21 protein-coding genes are annotated in these 22,532 nt (G+C 24.6%); 9 read left to right on the top strand and 12 right to left on the bottom strand.

All coding sequences use genetic code 11. The annotated features are described in order from the left end of the window. Positions 1 to 64: 64 nt before the first annotated feature. On the bottom strand, positions 65 to 283 hold the full coding sequence (gene infA, locus D9V66_RS01610; protein ID WP_158365708.1) for a translation initiation factor IF-1: 219 nt from the start codon (positions 281 to 283) through the stop codon (positions 65 to 67). Positions 284 to 416: 133 nt separating this feature from the next. Continuing rightward, entirely contained in the window at positions 417 to 1,376 is a 960-nt protein-coding gene (gene trxB, locus D9V66_RS01605; protein ID WP_158365707.1) for a thioredoxin-disulfide reductase, read from the bottom strand. A 286-nt stretch (positions 1,377 to 1,662) separates the two neighbouring features. Between trxB and serS the strand changes: the two genes are divergently transcribed. From serS to tpiA, 7 genes are all read left to right on the top strand, one after another. Then, positions 1,663 to 2,946 (top strand): serine--tRNA ligase, encoded by a 1,284-nt coding sequence (gene serS, locus D9V66_RS01600; protein ID WP_158365706.1) that lies wholly within the window; start codon positions 1,663 to 1,665, stop codon positions 2,944 to 2,946. A 39-nt stretch (positions 2,947 to 2,985) separates the two neighbouring features. Further along, positions 2,986 to 4,071, top strand: a complete 1,086-nt coding sequence (gene serC, locus D9V66_RS01595; protein WP_158365705.1) for a 3-phosphoserine/phosphohydroxythreonine transaminase — start codon at positions 2,986 to 2,988, stop codon at positions 4,069 to 4,071. A gap of 71 nt (positions 4,072 to 4,142) precedes the next feature. After that, complete coding sequence (gene aroA, locus D9V66_RS01590; RefSeq protein ID WP_158365704.1) at positions 4,143 to 5,429, top strand: 3-phosphoshikimate 1-carboxyvinyltransferase; 1,287 nt, start codon at positions 4,143 to 4,145, stop codon at positions 5,427 to 5,429. A 45-nt stretch (positions 5,430 to 5,474) separates the two neighbouring features. Beyond that, the gene (cmk, locus tag D9V66_RS01585) at positions 5,475 to 6,125 is read left to right on the top strand and encodes a (d)CMP kinase (RefSeq protein ID WP_158365703.1); all 651 of its coding nucleotides are present in this window, start codon (positions 5,475 to 5,477) and stop codon (positions 6,123 to 6,125) included. Positions 6,126 to 6,246: 121 nt separating this feature from the next. Next, positions 6,247 to 7,923: a 30S ribosomal protein S1 gene (gene rpsA, locus D9V66_RS01580; RefSeq protein ID WP_158365702.1), complete on the top strand. Its 1,677-nt coding sequence runs from the start codon at positions 6,247 to 6,249 to the stop codon at positions 7,921 to 7,923. A 72-nt stretch (positions 7,924 to 7,995) separates the two neighbouring features. Next, positions 7,996 to 8,280, top strand: coding sequence for an integration host factor subunit beta (gene ihfB, locus D9V66_RS01575; RefSeq protein ID WP_158365701.1), 285 nt, complete (start codon positions 7,996 to 7,998; stop codon positions 8,278 to 8,280). 95 nt (positions 8,281 to 8,375) lie between these two features. Next, complete coding sequence (gene tpiA, locus D9V66_RS01570) at positions 8,376 to 9,137, top strand: triose-phosphate isomerase (RefSeq protein WP_158365700.1); 762 nt, start codon at positions 8,376 to 8,378, stop codon at positions 9,135 to 9,137. An 11-nt stretch (positions 9,138 to 9,148) separates the two neighbouring features. Here the strand turns inward: tpiA and D9V66_RS01565 are convergent, their stop codons facing one another. From D9V66_RS01565 to phrB, 7 genes are all read right to left on the bottom strand, one after another. Beyond that, entirely contained in the window at positions 9,149 to 9,955 is an 807-nt protein-coding gene (locus D9V66_RS01565) for an MIP/aquaporin family protein (RefSeq protein WP_158365699.1), read from the bottom strand. Between the two features lie 85 nt (positions 9,956 to 10,040). Further along, positions 10,041 to 11,003, bottom strand: a complete 963-nt coding sequence (pfkA, locus tag D9V66_RS01560; protein WP_158365698.1) for a 6-phosphofructokinase — start codon at positions 11,001 to 11,003, stop codon at positions 10,041 to 10,043. Between the two features lie 207 nt (positions 11,004 to 11,210). Continuing rightward, positions 11,211 to 11,906 (bottom strand): 2,3-diphosphoglycerate-dependent phosphoglycerate mutase, encoded by a 696-nt coding sequence (gpmA, locus tag D9V66_RS01555; RefSeq protein WP_158365697.1) that lies wholly within the window; start codon positions 11,904 to 11,906, stop codon positions 11,211 to 11,213. A gap of 232 nt (positions 11,907 to 12,138) precedes the next feature. Continuing rightward, complete coding sequence (gene sucB / locus D9V66_RS01550; RefSeq protein WP_158365696.1) at positions 12,139 to 13,377, bottom strand: dihydrolipoyllysine-residue succinyltransferase; 1,239 nt, start codon at positions 13,375 to 13,377, stop codon at positions 12,139 to 12,141. Between the two features lie 16 nt (positions 13,378 to 13,393). Continuing rightward, the gene (locus D9V66_RS01545; RefSeq protein WP_158365695.1) at positions 13,394 to 16,114 is read right to left on the bottom strand and encodes a 2-oxoglutarate dehydrogenase E1 component; all 2,721 of its coding nucleotides are present in this window, start codon (positions 16,112 to 16,114) and stop codon (positions 13,394 to 13,396) included. Positions 16,115 to 16,176: 62 nt separating this feature from the next. Beyond that, complete coding sequence (locus D9V66_RS01540; RefSeq protein WP_158365694.1) at positions 16,177 to 16,917, bottom strand: Nif3-like dinuclear metal center hexameric protein; 741 nt, start codon at positions 16,915 to 16,917, stop codon at positions 16,177 to 16,179. Positions 16,918 to 16,929: 12 nt separating this feature from the next. Then, positions 16,930 to 18,363 (bottom strand): deoxyribodipyrimidine photo-lyase, encoded by a 1,434-nt coding sequence (gene phrB / locus D9V66_RS01535; protein WP_158365693.1) that lies wholly within the window; start codon positions 18,361 to 18,363, stop codon positions 16,930 to 16,932. Between the two features lie 341 nt (positions 18,364 to 18,704). On the opposite strand from phrB, the gene fldA reads away from it, so the two are divergent. Both fldA and queF read left to right on the top strand, forming a co-directional pair. Further along, positions 18,705 to 19,211 carry a flavodoxin FldA gene (gene fldA / locus D9V66_RS01530; protein ID WP_158365692.1) on the top strand — a complete coding sequence of 169 codons (507 nt, stop codon included), beginning with the start codon at positions 18,705 to 18,707 and terminating at the stop codon, positions 19,209 to 19,211. A gap of 61 nt (positions 19,212 to 19,272) precedes the next feature. Further along, a complete protein-coding gene (gene queF / locus D9V66_RS01525; RefSeq protein WP_158365691.1) occupies positions 19,273 to 20,058 on the top strand; it encodes an NADPH-dependent 7-cyano-7-deazaguanine reductase QueF in 786 nt (261 codons plus the stop codon). A gap of 184 nt (positions 20,059 to 20,242) precedes the next feature. Here queF and gap read toward each other — a convergent pair whose 3' ends face one another. From gap to D9V66_RS03225, 3 genes are all read right to left on the bottom strand, one after another. Continuing rightward, positions 20,243 to 21,241, bottom strand: coding sequence for a type I glyceraldehyde-3-phosphate dehydrogenase (gene gap, locus D9V66_RS01520; protein WP_158365690.1), 999 nt, complete (start codon positions 21,239 to 21,241; stop codon positions 20,243 to 20,245). 49 nt (positions 21,242 to 21,290) lie between these two features. Then, positions 21,291 to 21,977: an FtsX-like permease family protein gene (locus D9V66_RS03230; protein ID WP_261979311.1), complete on the bottom strand. Its 687-nt coding sequence runs from the start codon at positions 21,975 to 21,977 to the stop codon at positions 21,291 to 21,293. A 95-nt stretch (positions 21,978 to 22,072) separates the two neighbouring features. Then, on the bottom strand, positions 22,073 to 22,516 hold the full coding sequence (locus D9V66_RS03225; protein ID WP_261979309.1) for a hypothetical protein: 444 nt from the start codon (positions 22,514 to 22,516) through the stop codon (positions 22,073 to 22,075). Positions 22,517 to 22,532: the final 16 nt, after the last annotated feature.

Below are 22,532 nucleotides of genomic sequence, written 5' to 3'. Positions count from 1 at the left end.
TTAAATTAATTGTTAATTTTATAGAATTTATAATATAAAATATAACGGACTAGGAAAACTGTAATTAGCGACTCCTAAAAATAATTCTTCCCTTAGTTAAATCATAAGGTGTTAGTTCTACAGTAACTTTATCTCCTGTTAGTATTCTAATATAGTTTTTTCTCATCTTTCCTGAAATATGTGCAGTAATAATATGTTTGTTTTCTAATTCGACACGAAACATAGTATTTGGCAAGGTGTCTATTACTATTCCTTGCATTTCAATATTTTCTTCTTTGGTCATTTTGTTCTCGTTATATAGTGTTTTTTAAAACAACATATAAAATATTTATTATTTAATAATATCAGATACTAGTCATTTTGACTAGTATGTTTTAATTTTGTAATTATATTTAATTGATTATATTTCATAAATATTAAGAGCTATTAAGATAACGTTCACTATCTAATGCAGCCATACAACCACTAGCAGATGATGTAATTGCTTGTTTATATACATGATCAATTACATCTCCTGCAGCAAAAATACCAGGAATACTTGTTTGAGTATAATTTCCATGTGATCCACATAATACTTTAATATAGCCATTTTCCATTTGTAATTTATCAATAAATATATTAGTGTTAGGAACATATCCAATTGCAACAAATAGACCAGAAATTGTTATATTCAGTTCTTTTTCTTCTTTCTTTAAATTTTTCTGTGTAATCAACAACCTATTGACTCCAAAAGTATTTCCTAAAATATTTTTTATAGTAGAATTTAAATAAAGTATTACTTTCTTATTATTTATTTTTTCTTTTAATCGATTAAGTAAAATTTTTTCAGCACTAAAATTATCTCTACGATGAATTAAATGTACTTTTTCAACAAAGTTTGATAAGTATAATGTTTCTTCTATAGCCGTATTACCTCCACCTACAACTGCAACTTCTTTTCCTTTATAAAAAAAACCATCACATACTGCACATGTTGAAACACCTCTCCCTTTAAAAAATTTTTCTGCTTCCAATCCTAAATAACGAGGATTTGCTCCTGTTGCAATAATAATTGAATCTGCACTATATTGATTATTATCTCCTATTAAGTAAAATGGTTTTTTTTCAAAATTCACTGAATGTATATGATCAGAAATAATTTCCGTTTGAAATTTAATAGCATGTTGATACATACGATTCATTAACTCCGCACCAGTAATTGTATTAATATCACCAGGCCAATTTTCAATTTCATTGGTGTTCATTAATTGACCACCTTTATTTATTCCTGTAATTAAAATAGGCTTTAGATTTGCTCTTGAAGCGTATATACCTGCTGTATAACCTGCTGGACCAGAACCTAATATTATTACCTTAGCATGTTTAATTTTTCCCATATCTCATATCCTTAAAAAAATATTGTTTTAAATTATCTTAGTTGTTTTTTGAAAAAATAATTATAGAATGTTATGTTCTAATAATAAAATGAGTTATTATTGCTTTAAAATGGTTTTTTATACTATATTTTTAAGAATGCATAAATTATTTTAATATTTACATAGTTTTTTCAATAGTAAATTTTTTAAAAAAATTAAAAATAATATTTATCACTAAATCAAAAAATCTTATACGTTTTATTGTACAATAATATTCATTTATATATTAAAAGAAACAAGATATATTATGTTGAATCCTTATTTACTACGAAATGAATTAAAATTAGTAGCAAAAAAATTACTAAAAAAAAACTATAAATTAGATATTTGTGCAATATCTTCTATGGAAGATAAACGTAAAGAATTACAAATTAAAACTGAACAATTACAAAATGAACATAATATTTTATCAAATATGTTTAGAGATCAAAAAAATACTAATAAAAAAAATGAAAATTTAAAGAATAAAATTATAAAATTAAGCGAAATTTTAAAAATATTTAAAAATAAGCTTAATTCTTTAAAAGAAAAAATTCATAATTTTTCTATTCATATACCTAATATTCCTCTTGATGATGTTCCAGAAGGAAAAACATCAATGGACAATAAAAAAATAAAATATTGGGGTCAAAAAAGAAAATATAATTTTACAGTTAAAGATCATATAGAAATAGGAAAAAAATTTAATGAACTAGACTGGGAATCTTCAGCAAAAATATCAGGATCCAGATTTGTTGTAATGAAAGGTAATATTGCACTTTTACATCGTGCATTAAGTCAATTTATGTTAGATTTACATACTTTAAAACATGGTTACATAGAAACTTATGTACCTTATTTAGTTCATCCGGACGCTTTGTACGGAACAGGTCAATTACCTAAATTTAGTGATGATTTATTTCATATAAACTTTATTGATAAAAATAGTTACATATTAATTCCTACAGCAGAAGTTCCATTAACTAATTTAGTTTCTAATCAAATAATTGATGAAACAGATTTACCTATTATGTTAGTTGCACATACTCCTTGTTTCCGATCAGAATCATCTTCCTACGGACGTGATGTAAAAGGACTAATTAGATTACATCAATTTGACAAAGTAGAATTAGTTCAAATTGTTCAACCAGAAAAATCTTTGGAAATGTTAGAAAAACTGACTAATCATGCTGAACAAGTTTTACAACTTTTAGATTTACCATATAGAAAAATTCTTTTATGCACGGGAGATATGAGTTTTTCTTCAGCTAAGACTTATGATTTAGAAGTTTGGTTTCCTTCTAAAAAAAAATATGTAGAAATTTCTTCTTGTTCTAATATGACTGATTTTCAAGCACGTCGTATTAAAGCTCGTTATCGAAAAAAACATGAGAAAAAAAATTTTTTTGTACATACATTAAATGGTTCTGGTTTAGCAATAGGTAGAACTTTAGCTGCTATAATAGAAAATTATCAGCTATCTGATGGTCGTATAGAAATCCCTAAAATTCTTCAAAAAAAATACATGAAAGGATTAGAATTCATAAACTAACTATTAACAAAAAAACTCAAAAACATCATTGGTGAAAGCATGAATACAGTTTATAATTTTAGTGCCGGTCCATCTATGATACCAAAAGAAGTTCTTTTTCAAGCTAAAAAAGAACTTCAGAATTGGAAAAATTCTGGTTCTTCTGTTATGGAAATTAGTCATCGTAGCGATGAATTTATGCAAGTTGCTTCAGAAGCTGAAAAAGACTTAAGAGATTTATTAAATATACCTGATTCTTATAAAGTACTATTTTGTCAAGGTGGTGCTAGAGGACAATTTTCTGCTGTTCCTATGAATTTATTAGGAAATATAAAAACAGCAGATTATATAAATAGTGGTTATTGGTCAAATTCTGCACTTATTGAAGCTAGAAAATATTGTATTCCTCATTCTATAAATATTACAAAAAAAGTAGATGAAAAAATTTCTCTTTTACCTATGTCTCAATGGAATATTAATGATAATTCGGCATATATTCATTATTGCCCTAATGAAACAATAGATGGATTGTCTATTTATGAAGAACCAATTTTTAATAATAAAATTATAATTGGAGATTTTTCATCTTATATTTTATCCCGTTCAATTAATATTGAAAATTATGATCTTATTTATGCGGGTGCTCAAAAAAATATTGGACCTGCAGGTATAACAATAGTTATTCTCAGAGAAAGATTAATAGGATATTCTTCTAAAGAATTACCTTCTATTTTAGATTATAAAAAAATATCAGAATATAACTCAATGTTTAATACCCCACCTACATTTTCTTGGTATTTATCAGGATTAGTTTTTAAATGGTTAAAAAAACAAGGTGGTTTAAAAGAAATTGAAAAAATAAATCAAAAAAAATCAGATTTGTTATATAAAAAAATTAATACTAGTAATTTTTATATTAATAATATAGATGACAAAAACAGATCACAAATGAATGTTGTTTTTCACTTATTAAAACCGAAGTTAAATGAAACTTTTTTAAGTGAAGCCTCTGCGTTAGGTTTAACTGCATTAAGAGGACATCGTATAGTAGGTGGTATTCGTGCATCTATTTATAATGCAATGCCATTAGAAGGTATTATATCTTTAGTAAAATTTATGTCATATTTCGAAAATCGATATGGATGAATTACTTTTGGTTTAATCATAAACACAATATTTCGTATTTTCATTTTAATTTAATAGAGCGTATATTCATTATGCAAGATTCTTTTCGTTTAAAACCAATATCTTATGTAAATGGAACTGTTTATTTGCCAGGTTCAAAAAGTATTTCTAATAGAGTTTTACTAATTGCTTCAATGTCTAAAGGAACTACGTATCTAAATAATTTACTAAATAGTCATGATACTGAATATATGCTAAATGCATTAAAAATGTTAGGAATTAATTATAATTTGTCTAGTGACAAGAAAAAATGTTGTATTGAAGGCATTGGTCGATCTTTTCAATTATCAAAACCAATGAAATTGTTTTTAGGAAACGCAGGCACTGCTATGCGTCCACTTCTTTCTGCATTATCTTTAAATGAAAATAATGTTGTATTAAGTGGAGAGGAAAGAATGCATGAAAGACCTATAAAACATCTTGTTGATGCTTTAAAACAAGGTGGTGCTATTATAGAATATAAAAAAAATAACGGATATCCTCCAATAGAAACAAAAGGTGGTTTTGTCGGAGGAAATCTTGTTTTAAAAGGAAATATTTCTAGTCAATTTTTAACATCTCTATTAATTAGTACTCCACTTGCTTTAAAAGATACTACTATTTTTATAGAGGGTGATTTGGTTTCTAAACCTTATATAGATATTACACTTAACTTAATGAAATCTTTTTCAGTCAACATTAAACATGATTCTTACAGTATTTTTTACATAAAAGGTCAGCAACAATATAAAACACCAGGAAATTATTTTATTGAAGGAGATGCTTCATCAGCTTCATATTTTTTAGCGGCTTCCGCAATTAAAGGTGGTTCTGTTAAGGTTGTAGGTGTTGGTAAAAAAAGTATGCAAGGTGATATAAATTTCGCAAATGTTCTTCAAAAAATGGGTGCAATTATTAATTGGGGTAACGATTTCATTAGTTGTACTCGTAACCAATTAAATGGTATAGATCTAGATATGAATCATATTCCTGATGCAGCAATGACTATTGCGATAGTGGCTCTTTTTTCTAAAGGGACTACAGTTATTAGAAATATATATAATTGGAGAGTCAAAGAAACTGACCGTTTATCTGCAATGACTATCGAATTAAAAAAAGTTGGGGCTATAGTTAAAGAAGGTAAAGATTTTCTATCTATTACTCCACCTATTAGTTTTAAATATTCTAATGTTAATACTTATAATGATCATCGTATGGCTATGTGTTTTTCGTTGATATGTTTATCTGGAACCGGTGTAAATATAATCAATCCCGGTTGCACTTCTAAAACTTTTCCTTCTTATTTTCAAGATTTTTTATCTATAAGTAAATATTATTAATTTTCTTAAAAAATTATAATAAATATTTTTAAAAAATATATAATAATGAAAAATACAATTCCCGTAATTACTATTGATGGTCCTAGTGGTGTTGGTAAAAGTACTATATCTAAAATAATAGCAAAAAAATTAAAATGGTCAGTTTTAGAATCTGGTAAAATTTATCGATTTCTAGCTTTTTTAATTTTAAATAAAAAAATTTCTATTTTTGAAAAAAATATAATTCCTTTTATTAAAGATTTAGATATTTTATTAAATAAAAATTTACAATATAATGATAAGTTAATAAATTTTGAAAAAATTAGTGAAATTTCTTCTCAATTAGCATCTTTCCCCATAGTTAGAAAAATTTTACTAAAAAAACAGAGGTCATTTCGTTCATTTCCAGGCTTAATAGCAGAAGGACGTGATATGGGTACAGTAGTATTTCCTGATGCAAAACTTAAATTTTTTTTAGATGCTAATTTAGAAGTACGTGTATATAGAAGAATATTAGAATTAAAAAAAAATCGTTGTTATATTGATTTTAAAAAATTGTTTATTAAAATGAAAAATCGTGATGAACGAGATCAAAATCGTTTAATTTCTCCTTTATGCATACCAAAAAATGCTATAATATTAAATTCTACTTATTTGAGTTTATCAGAAGTTATTACAAATTTTATGAAATATATTACTAAAAGTATAAAAAAATAATAAAACATTAATTAAAATATTACACTCTTTAATAAGGATTATTATAAGATATATAAAACAAGCTCATTTTAACATGATGTTAAAATGGACATTAAATAAAAATTCCTAACAATTATCAATTATGAATGAATCTTTTGCTCAATTATTTGAAGAATCACTAAAAGAAATTAAAACTCGTCCAGGTTCAATTCTTCGTGGAACTATAATTTCGATAGAAAAAGATATAGTCTTGGTAGATGCTGGATTAAAATCTGAATCTGCAATTCCTATTGAACAATTTAAAAATTCTCAAGGTTTACTAGATATTAATGTAGGTGATCAAATTGATGTTGCTTTAGATGCTATTGAAGACGGATTTGGCGAAACACTTTTATCTCGTGAAAAAGCAAAACGTCATGAAGCATGGTTAATATTAGAACAAGCTCATGAAAAATCAGAAACAGTTACTGGAATTATCAATGGCAAGGTAAAGGGTGGTTTTACTGTTGAATTAAACGATATACGTGCATTTTTACCAGGTTCTTTAGTAGATGTTCGTCCTGTTCGAGAAACAATTCATCTTGAAGGAAAAGAATTAGAATTTAAAGTAATAAAATTAGACCAAAAACGTAATAATGTTGTTGTTTCACGTAGAGCAGTGATTGAATCAGAAAATAGTGCTGAAAGAGATCAGCTTTTAGAAAATTTACAAGAAGGAATACATATCAAGGGTATTGTAAAAAATTTAACAGATTATGGAGCATTTGTAGATTTAGGTGGCGTAGATGGTCTTTTACATATTACTGACATGGCATGGAAAAGAGTAAAACATCCAAGTGAAATCGTTAATATAGGTGACGAAATTAGTGTAAAAATTTTAAAATTTGATAGAGAAAGAACTCGAGTTTCACTGGGATTAAAACAATTAGGTAAAGATCCATGGATAGAAATTTCTAAACGTTATCCAGAAGGAACTAAGTTGAGTGGACGTGTAACAAACTTAACGGATTATGGTTGTTTTGTAGAAATTCAAGAAGGAGTAGAAGGTTTAGTTCATGTGTCTGAAATGGATTGGACTAATAAAAACATTCATCCATCTAAAGTCGTTTCTGTAAACGATAAAGTTGAGGTCATGGTACTAGATATTGATGAAGATCGTAGACGTATTTCTCTTGGTTTAAAACAATGTAAAATAAATCCATGGAAAGAGTTTTCTGAAACTCATAAAAAAGGAATTCATGTTGCCGGTAAAATAAAATCTATTACAGATTTTGGTGTTTTTATTGGTTTAAATGGTGGTATTGATGGATTAGTGCATTTATCTGATATTTCTTGGAGCAGTTCTGGTGAAGAAGCAGTTAAAAAATATAAAAAAGGTGATGAAATTTCTGCTGTAGTTCTTCAGGTAGATGCCGAAAGAGAACGTATATCTTTAGGAATTAAACAATTAGAAGAAGATCCTTTAAACGTATATGTTTCAAACTATAAAAAAGGTACCATTATTAATGGAATAGTAAAATCTTTTGATAAAAAAAATATGACAATAAAATTATCAGAAAACATAGAAGGTATCATAAAATTTTCTGATATATCTCGTTTAGAATACGAAGGACTAACGAATAAATTTAAAATTAATGATGAAATTTTAGTTAAATTATCTAGTTTTGATCGTAAAAATAGAATAATTTATCTTGTAGTTCATATCTTAGATGAAAATGAAAAAAAAGATTCAACAGATTTGTCTAATAAAAAAATAAATGATGAAATATTTTCTAATGTAATGAAAGAAGCTTTTAAAGCGGCTAAAAATACAGAATAACTATTTGTATTATAAAAAATAATATTTTTATAATAAATTAAGAATTTTTAGATTTATAAATATCGAGGATTTATGACTAAGTCAGAATTATTTGAAAGAATTTCTGAAAAAAAAACTCATATTTCAAATAAGACTATAAAGTGTGCTATAAAAGAAATATTAGAACACATGATAATATCACTGGCAAAGGGACGAAGAATTGAAGTTAGAGGTTTTGGAACTTTTTCTTTACATTATCGTCGTTCTCGCTTAGGTCGAAATCCTAAAACTGGGGAAATAGTGAAATTAAATGAAAAATATATACCTTATTTTAAACCAGGTAAACTATTACGTAATAGAGCTAACATATATAAATAATATATTTTAATACTTTATGATAGAAACTAAGTCTGAATATAACTTTTTATAAAAAAAGCTTAGTTTCTATAGTTAGAAATAATTAAGGTTGAAGAATGAAAAAAAAATTAATTGTAGCAAATTGGAAATTAAATGGAAATATAGAAATGATTTCTAATTATTTAAAGTTTTTAAAGAATAATTTATTGAGTAATTTAAATAAAAACATAATTGTTATTGCTCCTCCTAATATATATTTAGAACGAACCTACCAGTCTATAAAAAAGATAAATATTTTTCTTGGAGCACAAAACGTAGATGTTAATTTAAAAGGAGCATTTACTGGTGAAGTTTCTGTTTTAATGTTAAAAGATATAGGTGTAAAATATGTTATTATTGGACATTCTGAAAGACGTATATTACATAATGAAACAGATAATTTTGTAGCAAAAAAATTTCATTTAATTAAAAATTCAAATTTAATACCGATTTTATGCATAGGGGAAACAGAAAAAGAAAAAAAGAATGGTAAAACACAAAAAGTTATTGAAAAACAATTAAATTGTATATTTCAAATTTTAGGAGAAAAAGCATTTAGAAATGCAGTAATTGCATATGAACCTATTTGGGCTATTGGAACAGGTGTATCTGCTGATCCAGAATATGTACAAATTATACATAAATTTATAAGAAATTATATTCAAAAAAATGACTCGGTGAGTAAAAATGTTATAATTCAATATGGTGGTTCCGTTAGTTCTTTAAATACAAAAGAATTTATTCAACAAGAAGATATAGATGGTTTGCTAATTGGAAGTGCCTCTTTGCATGCTAAAGAATTTTTAAAAATCATAAAAATTTCTTGTTCTATTGATTAAAGAAAAACATTTTATTTCATTTTAAAAGAAGAAGTATCAATTAATATCTTATGTGCCCATCCACCTAAATTTGCACCCAAAATAGGACCTATTGTAGGAATTAAAAAATATAAGAAATTGTTATTACCGCCAGTAAAAGACAAAATACCCCATCCAGTAAGACTTAAAAATATTTTAGGACCTAAATCTCGAGCTGGATTTAGACTGATATTATTTAAGGGACTTATAGATATATTGATCATAAAAACTAATATTCCTATTAAAATAGGAGCTATAGAACTACGATGTAAAAAAGAATTATTTTTTTTATTATTAAATTGTAATAAAATCATTACAAAAAGAGCCGTTGTAAATATTTCTATCATACAATTCCGAATAAAACTATTATTATAGTTTGGATAAGTACAAAAAATAGAAGCTAAATTAATACTTTCTTGTGTACCTCTTATAATATTATTATTTATCTCAAATGAAACCAATGAATTATAATAAAGATAGTATATTAGCATTGTAAAAAAAAAAGCACCTAGAATTTGAGATATAATATATGGAAGTACCTTTTTTTTATTAAACTTAGAAGATAACCAAAAAAAAATAGTAATAGCTGGATTTAAGTGAGCACCAGATATTGCAGAACTAAAATAAATTGATATAGATACTCCTAAACCCCAAATACAACTTATTTCGAATTGATTAAAATTAACATTTGTTAATTTTGAAGCTGCTAGACAACCTGTCCCAAAAAAAATTATTAAACCTGTTCCAAAAAACTCAACAAAACATTGTTTTATGATATTTTTTTTCCTATAAAAATTCATTTTTAAAAGACCTGTGTAATCGTAACTAAAAAAACAGATAAGATTAAAAAATTGGAGCGCCGGAAGTACCGGCACTAATTTTACATTAGTATAACTTTTTAGCAGTAATTAACCAATCTTTTTTAAAGATACGTTTCATATTCTTTAATGCATCTGTGATATCATTAAACACCATTTTTTCATTTTTCACTCCAACACATTTTCCAGAATAACCTTTTATTAATAATTCTACTGCATATGCTCCCATTCTTGATGCCAAAATACGATCATATACAACTGGCGCACCACCTCTTTGAATATGTCCAAGAATAGTTGCTCTAGTTTCTCGATTGGTTTTTTTTTCAATATATCGAGCTAATTTCTCTACATCGCAAATATATTCTGTTATTGCAACAATGGCATGTTTTTTACCCTTTGCAATACCAGCTTCTATTTCAATGACTAACTCTTCTTGCGTATAATGAATTTCTGGTAGTACAATAAATTCACAGCCTCCAGCAATAGCTGCTGCTAATGTTAAATCACCACAGTATCGACCCATAACTTCTACAATGGAAATACGCTGATGAGACGATGAAGTGTCTCTTAATCGATCTATAGCCTCTACAACTGTTTGTAAAGCCGTAAAATATCCTATTGTATAATCGGTACCTGCAACATCATTATCTATAGTTCCTGGAATACTAATGCATGGAATATCCATTTCTGTTAATTTCATAGCTCCTATATAAGATCCATCACCACCAATTACAACAAGAGCATCTATATTTCTTTTTTTAAGATTATTGACTGCAACAGAACGTATTTCTTTTTTACAGAAATTAGAAAATCTAGCTGATCCTAGAAATGTTCCACCTCTGTTAATCATATCAGATACACTATATCTATCTAAATTTATCATACGATTTTGATATAAACCTAAATACCCATCATAAATTCCAAAAACTTCTAATTTTTCACTAAGTGCTGTTCTTACAACTCCTCTGATCGCAGCATTCATGCCTGGAGCATCTCCACCACTGGTTAAGACTCCAATTTTTTTAACCATCAAAACCTCTTTTTTCAACTTATATAAAAAATTATTTATATATTTTATTAATTTAATAGTATTATTTTAAATAAATGTTTTTTTAGATATGAATATATTGAAAAAATATATTTATATTCTATGGTGTAAATCTAATTTTAAATATATTTATTATAAGATTAGCACGGAAGTTTTTTAGGGTTTTAAAATATATATTTTCGATAGATATTATTTTAAATAATACCATTTAATAGGAACATGTTTTTCGTTGAAATCAAAAATAATAGGTGTTGCAGTTGGAATATCTAAATTTAAAATTTCTTTATTATCTATTTTTTTTAAATATTGTATTAAAGCTCGTAAAGAATTACCATGAGCTACAATAAGTATTTTTTTATTTTTTTTTAACTCAGGATAAATAATTTCTTTCCAATAAGGAATTACTCTTTTTGCAGTTATTTCTAAACTTTCTCCTAATGGTATTTCATTTATATTTAAATTGGAATAACGTATATCATTTCCTGGAAAACGTTGATCTTGTATGTTAATCATAGGAGGAGTTATATTAAAACTTCTTCTCCATAAAATAACTTTTTTCTCTCCATATTTCTCGATAACTTCATCTTTATTTAATCCTTCTAAAGCTCCATAATGTCTTTCGTTCAAACGCCAAGATTTTTTTACTGACAACCAAGGTTGATTTAATTCATCTAAAATATATCTTAAAGTATATATTGCTCTTTTTAACATAGAGGTGTATGCAAAATTAAAAAAAAATTTATGTTTTTTTAATAACATAGCAGCTTTTTTGGCTTCATTTTTTCCTTTTTGACTTAATTTTGCATCATGCCATCCAGTGAATTTATTTAATTCATTCCACTCACTTTGACCATGTCTGATTAAAACTATTTTATTCATTGTCATTTTTTCTCTGAAATTATTCTATTGGAAACAGATTTTTAAAATTTAACATTGATTTTTTTAAAAAAAACATTACTATGATTATAGTATAATATTAATCTAATTAAAGTTAAAATATTCCGAATTATATCATTTCTTTTAAGAAAAATTATATAAAAAAACTATGTTATTTGTAATAAAAGTACAGTTTATATAATTATGCCACTGTACTTTTAGAGTGCAAAACTATAACAATCTAAATATCAATTAAAATACGATTAAAATCTTCCAATGTATTTTTTATAGTTACTAAAAAACTTACTGATTCTTTACCATCTATTAAGCGATGATCATAAGATAAAGCTAAATACATCATTGGAAGAATTTTAATTTCTCCATTAATAACCATTACTCGATCTTGTATAGCATGCATTCCCAATATAGCTGTTTGAGGAGGATTTATAATAGGTGTAGACATTAAAGAACCAAAAACACCTCCATTAGTAATTGTAAAATTACCCCCGATTAATTCTTTTATATCAATTTTATTTTGAGATCCTTTTATAGAAAATTCTTTTATTTGTTTTTCTATTTCTGGTATTGTCATAATTTCTGCATTTCTTAATACTGGTGTTATTAAACCCCTCGGTGTAGAAATAGCTATACTGATATCAAAATTTTTATAATAAATTATATCATTTCCATCTATTGAAGCATTTATTTCTGGAAATTTTTTTAATGCTTGAACTACTGCTTTTACAAAAAAAGACATATAACCAATACGAATACCATGTTCTTTTTCAAAAATTTCACTATACTTTTTACGTAAAAGTATTATTGGTTGCATATTCACTTCATTAAAAGTTGTCAACATTGCTGTATTGTTTTTACTATATAATAATCTTTCAGAAATTTTTTGTCGTAACCGACTCATTTTTATTCTTTTTTCAAATTTTTTATTTTCTTCTTTATTAAAAGTATTTTGATTAGAAATATTTGTATTTAACGTTTCTTTAATTTCTTCTATATTATTTAAACTATTAATTTTATTATCTTTTTTGATAAATTTATCAGAAAAATCATTTTTTTGATTGATTTTGATTAATCGTCTTATAGACGGTGTTACATATTTATTTATTTTTTCAAAAGTTACTTTTGTTTTTTCATTTTTTAATGTTAAGTTTTCTTTTTTTTCTAATAAAAAATTACTTTTTTCTGGAAAAAAATGATTGGATATTTTATCCTTAATAACACTAATGTTTTTTATTTGACCAAGAATTTGTTGAGGTTTTACTATATTTCCTTCCTTTTCTAAAATTGAATTTAATATTCCATTACATGGTGATGATATTTCCAGCATAACCTTATCTGTTTCAATATCGACTATGTTATCATCAGAAGTAACTGTGTCTCCTATTTTTTTATGCCATTTTATAACTGTTGCATCATTAATTGATTCTGGTAAATCTGGAACAAGAATATTTATTTTTTTCATTCTTTATCCTATTATTTTAATTAATATTTAATGCATCATAAAGTATTTTTTCTTGTTGTTTTTTATGAATAGAAATATGACCAACCGCAGGTGAAGATGAAGATAAACGACCAATATATTTTAATGAAGAATCTAATGGTAGTAATTTTTTTAAATAATTTTTTACATATAACCATGAACCTTGATTATAAGGTTCTTCTTGACACCAGATGAAATCTTTTATATAAAAATAATTTTTTAGTATCTTTAATATTTCATCTTTAGGGAATGGATATAATTGTTCAATGCGAATTAAAACAATATTTGTTATATTATCTTCACGACGTTTTTTTAATAGATCATAATAAATTTTACCAGAACAAAAAACAAGACGTATAGATTTCTTAATAGTATTGTCTATTTCATTTATAATTTTTTGAAAATTTCCATTAACTAAACACTCTAAAGAGCAGCTAGCTAGTGGATTTCTTAAAAGCGATTTTGGTGTGAATATAATTAATGGTTTATAAATATTATTAAATATTTGTTCTCTTAAAAGATGAAAAATTTGAGAAGATATAGTAGGTAAACATATTCTTATGTTTTCTTCTGCACAAAGTTGTAAAAATCTTTCAATTCTAGAAGATGAATGTTCAGGTCCTTGTCCTTCATATCCGTGAGGTAAAAAAAGAATCAAATTACATTTTTGATTCCATTTTTGTTCTCCAGATATGATAAATTGATCAATCACTATTTGAGCTCCATTAACAAAATCACCAAATTGAGCTTCCCAAATAGTTAATGTTTTAGATGGAAATAAAGAATATCCATATTCAAAAGCTAATACTGCTTCTTCTGATAAAACAGAATCCCAAATGTAAAATTGCCCTTGTTTTTTGTTAATATTATTTAGTGGAATGTAAATAGAACCATCACTTTGATCATGAATAAAAGCATGACGATGAAAAAAAGTACCTCTACTTACATCTTCTCCAGAAATACGACAAGAAATACCTTCATTAAGAATAGTTGCATAAGCTAAAGTCTCAGCTGCACCCCAATCGAATAATTTTAATTCTTTAGACATTTCTAATCTTTCTTTATAAATTTTTTTAACTCTATGATGCATATTAATCGAATTAGGAATACTATTAATTAAAATAGATAAATTTTTAAGATGATAAGTATTTTTATTATTTGTTTTTATTTTTTTTAATAAAGTTTTATCTATTCCATGTTGAAAATCTATGTTTGTACTTTTTGAAAATATATTTTTACCTAAATGTAATTTGTAAGAATATTGATTAATAATTTCTTTTGCTTCTGTAAGTGTAATTACTTTTTGTAAAATTAATAGATTAGAATATATTTCTCTTACTGTCGGATGATTTTTTATCTTTTGATACATAACAGGTTGTGTAACAGAAGGTTCATCTACTTCGTTATGTCCATGACGTCTATAACAAACTAAATCTATAAAAACATCTTTTTTAAATTTATTTCTAAAATATAGAGCTAATTGAATAGCAAAAATAGAAGCTTCTACATCATCCGCGTTAACGTGAAATATAGGTGCTTGAATCATTTTAGCAATATCAGTACAATATTCACTAGAACGAAGATATTTGGGATTAGAAGCAGTAAAACCAATTTGGTTGTTAATAACAATATGAATAGTACCTCCTACTTTATAACCATCTGTTTGAGACATATTTAATGTTTCCTGAACTACACCTTGGCCCATTATAGAAGCATCTCCATGAATACTAATCGGTAAAATAGAACTATTATTTTTTAATTGATCAATAGATGCTCGTGCTATTCCTGAAATAACTGGATTAATTATTTCTAAATGAGAAGGGTTACATGCCATTTTAAATATTATTTTTTTTTCATTTTTTATTTCTGTAATTCCTCCCATATGATATTTAACGTCACCACTATTTTTTTGAACAATATCAATATTAGAAAATTCATCAAATAAAATTTTAGGATTTTTATTTAAAACGTTTACTAATACATTTAACCGACCTCTATGAGCCATTCCTAGTATTATTTCAGATATATTATTTTTTTTTGAATATTTTATTACTTCATGGAGCATTGGGATTAATGTTTCAGCTCCTTCTAAAGAAAATCTTTTAGCACCAGGAAATTTTTTTCCAAGATATTTTTCTAAAGTTTCAGCATAAGTGATTTTTTTTAAAAAATTTATTCTTTCACTTGTCTTCAATAGATTTTCATTAAAAAACGATTCAATATAATTAGTAATTGATTCTTTTTCTAATAGATTATCTATATACATATATTCAAAACCAATAGAATTTAAGTATTTATTAGATAATATTTTATGTAAATTTAAAATGTTTGTTTCAAAATTAGTACTTTTTTTAAAATTTATTTTAATCTTTTCTTCTAGTTCTTTTTTGGTTAGATTATATGATTCAAGTTCTAATTCTTGAATATTTTGTTTATTTTTTAATTCTAGTGGATTAATCAAAGATTTTTTATAACCATATGAACGAAATGAATTAATTATCTGATCTGCTTTATAAATAAGTAAATATAAATCGTCTCTTTTGTAGTTATCCTTAATAATATTTTGTTTTTTAGACATTTTTAAAAATTTACTATGCCAAATAATGTCAATAGACTGGGGATCTATTAAAAATTTTTGATACATTTTTTCTATGTATTGTTGATTATTTCCAGATAACCAGGAAGAATTTAACCAGTATTCTATCTTTTTTTTGTTCATGATTTTCTTTTTAAGGGAATTGTCATAATATTAAATATTATAAAAATTTTATATTTTTAAAATTATGCAGGATTGTAAACATCTATAAAATCAACATCTAGATTATATTTTTTATGTAACCATTTTCCTAAATATCGAATACCATCTTTTTCAGTAGCATGATGTCCTAAAGCGAAAAAATGAATTCCTAGTTCTCTAGCAATATGAATGGTTTCTTCTGAAATTTCACCTGTTAAAAAAGCATCTATTCCAAATGTATATGCTTTTTTGATAAAACCTTGTCCCTTACCACTACACCAAGCAATACGATTAATGTAAATTGAAGCATTTTCATATAGGTGTATAGGACGTTTTTTATATGCTTTTTCTATTTTTTTTGCAAATTTAAAACCTGTAGTTTTTTTTATCACTCCCCAAAAAACATAAGGTAAAATATTACCTTTAATGCAAATATTTAATTTTTTAGCAATTTGTGCATTATTTCCTAATTGAGGATGAATATCTAAAGGCAAATGCCAGCTGTATAAGTTAATATTATTTGAAAGTATTGTTTTTAATCTTTTTCTTTGTATATTATGTATATATCGTGATTCATTTTTCCAAAAATAACCATGGTGAACAATTATAGTATCAGCATTGTAAGATAAGGATATATCTAATAGTTTTTGACATGCAGTAACACCTGTAATAATTTTTTTTACAATTTTTGATCCTTGAATTTGCAATCCATTAGGAACTACATCCGCATATTGATGAGTAAGTAATTTCTGATTTATAATATTTTCTAAAAAAAAATTATTCATTAATTTATAAACCTATTTTTCAAAAAATAAACGTGCTCGATTAAAAATCAATATAAATTTTTTTCTACTTTCATTATAATTTATAATTGGATTAGGATAATCTAATTTACAATTTTTTTGTTTAGACCATTCATGTGGTTGATGAATATAATTATTTGGTACAATTTTTAATTCTGGAATAAATTTTTTTATAAAAGCACCTGATATATCAAAATTTTTTGATTGATTATATGGATTAAAAGTTCTTATATAAGGCACAGAATCACATCCAATAGATGCTGACCACTGCCATCCTCCATTATTTAAAGCCAAATCTCCATCGATTAAATTAGATATAAAATATTTTTCACCCTCTCTCCAATCTATTAAAAGATTTTTTACTAAAAAACTTGATGTGATCATTCTTAATCGATTATGCATCCAACCTATTTTATTTAACTGTCGCATACCAGCATCTACTATAGGATATCCTGTATTTCCTTGTTTCCAAGCTTGAAAATGTTTTGCGTTATTACTCCAGTGAATATTTTTTTCCCATTTAACTAATGATTCAAATTTACTTAGTATTGGAAAACCAATTAATAAATGATAATAAAATTCACGCCATAATAATTGATTAAACCAAGAACAATTTAAAATAATATTTAAAGGAAAATTTTTCTTTGTTTTTAAAAGCATCATAAGACAATATCGAGATGATAATATTCCTGAAGATAAGTAGGGAGATAGCATACTAGTACTAAATAAAAAAGGAAAATTTCTATTTAATGAATATTTATTAATTTTATCAGATAAAAAGTTTTTTAATCGACTAATAGCAGCTTTTTCTCCAATTGGAAAAATATTTTTATTAAATTTTAAAGTTAAATTTTTCAAATAAAGAGAATTTGCAAAACAATCTTTATCAGGTTTTCTTTTTAGGGGGTTAGGAACGCATTTTGGTATATGACTATATAAATTTTGTATTATTTTTTTTTTAAAAAAAGAATATATTTTGTATGTTTCATTTTTTTGGTTTTTTATATATTTATGAGAAACTAAAATATTACTATGAAAACCTTTTACAATTATATTTTTTTGAGATAATTTTTTTTTTGCTAAACAATCTCGATTACGTTCATCTATTTCATATTGATAATTATAAAATAAATTATTAATTTTATTTTTTTCACAAAAATATATTAAATATTCTATAGAATTTAGAAAATCAGTAGATTCATGATAATGTAAAATAATATTTAATTTGAATAATTCTTGTGTTAAAGAAATTAAATTATGATATATAAAAGATATTTTTTTATTAGATATAGAATAATTGTACCATTGTTTAGGAGTAGAAATAAATAAAGCTATAACTTTATCTTTCTCATATCTACATGCTTCATATAAAGCTATATTATCGTACAATCTCAAATCATTACGAAACCAAATTAAATTTTTTTGCATAATTTTTATCTTTTAAATGAGAAAAATATTTATTATGTATCTTTAATATAAATTTTTTTATCTAAAAAAATATTTTTTTGCTAAATAATAAAGTTAAAACATTTAATCAACATAACAGAGATAAAAACACTAAGTAAAAATATTTTTTCTTAAAAATGTATTAAAATTATATAATAATTTTCATAAAAAAATTTTCAAGTATAAATATTAACATATATGTATTAAAAAAAATGAAATACTCATTAATAAATATATTTAATTTTAATAATATTTTTTGATAAATATTAATATATTCATGTAATATCTATTTTTGATAAATAATTTTATTATAGGTATTTAAAATGAAAAAAATAGGTATTTTTTTTGGAAGTGATACCGGAAACACAGAAAATATAGCAAAATTAATTCAAGAATCTATAGGTAAAAATATTTGTATATTGCATGATATCAGCAATTCAAGTAAAAAAGATATTGAAAATTTTGATTGTTTAATATTAGGAATTCCTACTTGGTACTACGGTGAAGTTCAATGCGATTGGGACGATTTTTTACCTGTTTTAAAAACAATTGATTTTTCAAATAAAACTGTAGCATTATTTGGATGTGGTGATCAAGAAGATTACGGAGAATATTTTTGCGATGCATTAGGTATAATATATGAAGTTATTAAAAAAAATAATGCTAATATAATTGGAAAATGGTCAACAAAAGAATATAATTTTGAAAATTCCAAAGCTTTATTAAATAAAGAATATTTTATGGGATTAGTTTTAGACGAAGATAGACAAGCAGAAAAGACCAAAGAAAGAATTACAAAATGGCTAAAAAAAATTCTGCCTTGCTTTTAAAACCAAGTAAAAAAATATAAAATAATTTTATTCTTGAAAAATCTAATAAAAAAGACAAAATATGAGTTTAAAAATAAATAATTTTAGTTTGTTAAAAAGTATACCGAGAAAAAAACATCGTGATATTTTAAAATTAGATAATTTTAATCTTCCCTTTATTGGAAAAGATGTTTGGACATTATATGAATTATCTTGGCTAAATAAAAATGGTTTACCACAAGTTGCTATTGCTAAATTAGAAATTAATATAACTAGTACAAACATTGTTGAATCTAAAAGTTTAAAAATGTATATTAATAGTTTTAATCAAACTAAATTTGATAGTTATATACAACTTCTTGAAATATTAAAATATGATCTTATGAAATGTGTATGTGGAAAAGTATGTATAAAATTATTTAATTTAAATGAAATTAAAAATGAAAATATATCAGAATTTTACGGTCATTGTATAGATAATCAAAATATTAAAATTTCATCTTATGAATATAATCCACTATTACTTACTCATTGTTCTGAAAATATTTTAAAAGAATCTTTATATAGTCATTTATTAAAATCTAATTGTCCTATAACTCAACAACCTGATTGGGCATCAATACAAATTATATACACTGGACAAGAAATCGATCATTCAGGATTACTCTCTTATTTGATTTCTTTTCGATGTCATAATGAATTTCATGAAGAATGTATTGAAAGAATTTTTTATGATATTCAAAATATTTGCAAACCTCAAGAACTTACTGTATATGCAAGGTACACACGTAGGGGTGGAATTGATATTAATCCATGGCGTACAAGCGCTATCTTTACACCTTGTCTTGTACGAATGGCTAGACAATAAAAAAATTATAGTTATTTAAAAATAAAAACAATGTAAATCAATTTTTGATTATCACAAAGCAGTATTAAGTTATAAACTTAATACTGCTTGTATATTTTAAATCAAAATAAAATATATTTATCATTTATATATATTTAAAAGATAAAATATTATTTAAGATTTTTAAAATTTTTTAGTAAAACATCTATTTTTTACATACTAAGCATACTAAATCAAGAACCTTGCTAGAATAACCTGTTTCATTATCGTACCATGAAATTAATTTAACAAAGTTTTTATTTAAAGATAAACCTGCTTTAATATCAAAGATGGAAGTCAGTTCTGCTCCATTAAAATCCGTAGAAACTACTTCATCTTCAGTATATCCTAAAATTCCCTTCATTTCTTTTTTAGAAGCTTCTTTAATTACTTCACATATCTCACTATATGTAGCTGATTTTTCATAACGTACTGTTAAATCTACAACAGATATATTTGACACGGGTACTCGAAATGCTATACCTGTTAATTTACCATTTAAATTTGGTAAAACTTTACCTACTGCAATAGCAGCTCCAGTAGAAGATGGAATAATATTTTGCAATACACCCCTTCCTCCTCTCCAATCTTTATAAGATGGCCCATCTACAACTTTCTGAGTGGCTGTACTAGCATGTACTGTTGTCATCAAGCCTTCAATAATATTGAAATTATCATCTATTACTTTAGATAAAGGAGCTAGGCAATTAGTAGTACAAGATGCATTTGATACAATGCTTTCACCTTTATATTTATCAAAATTAGCACCTCTTACAAACATTGGTATATCATCTTTTGAAGGACCTGTAATAACTACTTTTTTTGCTCCTGCTAAAATATGTTTATAAGCTGTATTTTTTGTTAAAAATAATCCCGTTGATTCAATTACGACATCAATTGATAAATCACTCCACTTTAATTTTTCAGGATCTTTTATTGAAGTAATACGAATTTTTTTTCCATCTATTATGATACTTTCTTTATCAACTTCAATAATTTTTTTAAAGGCTCCATGAGTAGAATCATATTTTAACATATAAGCTATATAGTCAGGACTTAATAAATCGTTAATAGCTACAACTTCAATATTTTTACGTTTTTGAGCAAGTCGAAATATTACTCGTCCAATACGACCAAATCCGTTAATACCTACTTTAATAGTCATTATTCACACCATTTCACATATAAAAGTTTATTTTTTAAGAAATATTCTTTTAATATTCCTTTAATATTTCACTAGGATTAAGATTTGAAGCATAATATGCTGGATACCAATTAATTATAATACCCATTATTAAAGTACTTATAAAAATAATAAATACATCTAATAAATTCAATTCTAATAGAAAAAAATTTTTGTAATAGATATTATCTAATAATATATTATTCTTAAAAAATTTATCTAAAAAAAATACTATTTTTTTAAAATTTAATATTGTCATTACTCCTAAAAACAAACCAATTAAAGCAGAAATAATTATAGATCTCATACCGTAATATAAAAAAATTGTTTGAATAAGAAAATTATTAGCACCCATACTACGTAGTATGGCAATTTCTTGTGTTTTTTTAGATATGGTCATTAAAGAAATAGATGTAATACTAAAACATGACATAATTATTAGAAATAATAAAGATAAATATATAATTGCTTTTACTGTGTTAATATCATGATATATATATTTATAGTCATTAATCCAAGTATATAAAAGAAGAGGTATATGGATTTTTTTCGCTGCATTTATAATAATTTTATTTGCATCAAGAGGATTAGACATATGTAATTCAATTTTATTAATTACATCTTCTTTGATAAGAAATTTTTTAAAAAATTCAAAAGGTATATATCCAACATTTGAATTTAATATGCTATTTTCTCGAAATATTCCTATAACATTCAAAGAAAAATATTTTAAATTGGATTTAATGAATTTTTCTTGTTTATTTAAAATAATTAAATTAATTGAATCACCTTCTTTAATTGATAATTTTTCCGCTAAACTTGACGAAAGAATAATATTATTTTTTTTTTTAAAAAATCATTATTTATATATTTTAAAAAGTCGTTTTCAAAATATTTTATATCTTTAAAACTTTTAATTTCAACTATTTTTACTATGTTTTTATTTACTAGCAATCCGTTGGTAATAATATAAGGTTCACAATAGAGAATTCCTGGAAAAAACTTTAATTTTTTAACTATATCTTGCCATTTTAGTAAAGATTTATCAGTTAATTGAATAATTCCATGAGGCACACTAGATAAGAGTGTTTTATTTAATAAAACATGAAAACCATTTAATGCACTTAAGCTTAAAATTAATGCAAATACAGAAATAGATATTCCTATTTTAGATAATATAGAAATTATTAATACTTTATTTTTTTTATTTTGATTAAGATACAATCGTTTTGCAATTAGGAAAGGTAAAAAATTCATTGATCATTTCTTTTTT

Source organism: Buchnera aphidicola (Brevicoryne brassicae) (genome assembly GCF_005082825.1).
Taxonomy (GTDB): domain Bacteria; phylum Pseudomonadota; class Gammaproteobacteria; order Enterobacterales; family Enterobacteriaceae; genus Buchnera; species Buchnera aphidicola_AK.
This window is presented reverse-complemented; position numbering and strand designations above follow the sequence as displayed.